Below are 739 nucleotides of genomic sequence, written 5' to 3' on the forward strand. Positions count from 1 at the left end.
AACACCATTCCAGGTCCTTGATAGCCGCAAAGCCAATGGCTATTTCTGGGTGACGAGAACGACTAAGGAATTCAGTCACCATCAAATAGGTGTTTTCCATTATGCGAATAGTAGATCGGGACAAATGGTTGGGAAAATCTTAGGCGAGAATTACCCGGGGATTATTATGTGCGATGGCTATAATGGTTACAGCAATCGCCTTTATCCTCGAGCAAAATTCGGTTCTTGTTTGGTCCATATTCGCCGTGAATTTATTCGAATTACCAAACTTTTAAAACCAAATCAACGCCGCCAGACAAAGGCATGGCGGGCAATTGAGCTATTAAGTCACGTTTTCCATACGGAAAACGGCCTAAAATACCAAAGTTCAAAGGAAAAGTTGGCCTTGCGAAAGGAGAAGATAAAACCACTGCTTGATCAATTCTATGATTATCTAGTGAAGATTGAGCACCCAATGGGTAAACTACGAAAAGCAATTGAGAATGCGCAAAGGCTTCGCCAACGTGTATATCGTATTTTTGAGAATGGTCAAGTGCCACTAAGTAATAATGCGGTTGAACAAACAATCCGCCCATCGACTTTAATTCGCAAGAATTGTTTATTTGCGAAAAGTACCGCGGGAGCTGAAGCTAATGCGGTTTTCTATACTTTAGTAGCAACGGCTAAAATGAATCAGTTAAATCCTTATCGCTACTTCAAATATTTATTTGAGGAGCTACCCAACCGCAAGACGGTAAGT

Annotated in this window: 1 protein-coding gene; it reads left to right on the forward strand. The window is 41.3% G+C overall.

The features are described from left to right. Window positions 1–739 (forward strand): IS66 family transposase (tnpC, locus tag QOS01_RS10395; RefSeq protein WP_283622267.1); only part of this gene is annotated, 739 nt, incomplete at both ends.

Origin of the sequence: Limosilactobacillus avium, assembly GCF_947381485.1 — a bacterium.
Taxonomy (GTDB): domain Bacteria; phylum Bacillota; class Bacilli; order Lactobacillales; family Lactobacillaceae; genus Limosilactobacillus; species Limosilactobacillus avium.